Source organism: Mycobacterium sp. ZZG, from assembly GCF_054786995.1.
Genome location: NZ_JBTBFV010000180.1, coordinates 1 through 820 on the forward strand (window position 1 = coordinate 1; position 820 = coordinate 820).

Below are 820 nucleotides of genomic sequence, written 5' to 3' on the forward strand. Positions count from 1 at the left end.
GGCTTGGTGTCTAGTGTTCTGAGTCATTAATTCGTGTGCAGTAGTGGGCGATGGAGTCGAGGATCTGGTCAGCGGTCTTGACCCACACGTAGGGGCGGGGGTTGTCGTTCCAGGTCTCGATCCATGCTCTGATGTCGGCGTTGAGCGCTCTCACGGTGCGGTGGGTGGAGCGTTGGAGCTTCTTGGTGGTCAGTTCGGCGAGCCAGCGTTCGACGAGGTTCATCCAGGATGAGCTCGTCGGGGTGAAGTGGACAACGAATCGTGGGTGCGAGGTCAGCCATCGTTTGACCGCGGGCGTCTTGTGGGTAGAGGCGTTGTCCATGACCAGGTGGACGTCGAGCTCGTCGGGCACCTCGGCGTCGATCTTGCGGAGGAATCCGATGAATTCCGTTGCGCGATGCCGTGAGTGAAGCGAACCGATGACTTTGCCCGACGCGATGTCCAACGCCGCGTACAGGCTGGAGGTGCCGTTGCGCACGTAGTCGTGGCTGGCCCGTTGCGGGGTGCCCGGGAGCATGGGAAAGATCGGCTGGGTGCGATCGAGCGCTTGGATCTGGGTCTTCTCGTCAACGCAGAGCACCAGGGCACGTTCGGGTGGGTTCATGTAGAGCCCGACGACGTCGCGGACCTTCTCGGTGAACATGGGATCTTTCGACAGCTTCCACGAATCCTGTTTGTGTGGAGCCAATCCGAACGCTCTCCATACACGCGAAACAGTTGACTGCGACATGTCGAGATGCTCAGCCATCGACCGAGTCGACCAGTGTGTCGCATTCTTCGGAGTGGTCTCGAGAGTTGCGGTGATCAGGTCTTTGATCTG

General features: G+C 59.8%; 1 protein-coding gene. It reads right to left on the reverse strand.

The window, feature by feature from the left end:
• Window positions 1-10: 10 nt before the first annotated feature.
• Window positions 11-820 (reverse strand): IS630 family transposase (locus tag ACXMYJ_RS29245; RefSeq protein WP_460359566.1); only part of this gene is annotated, 810 nt, incomplete at its 5' end.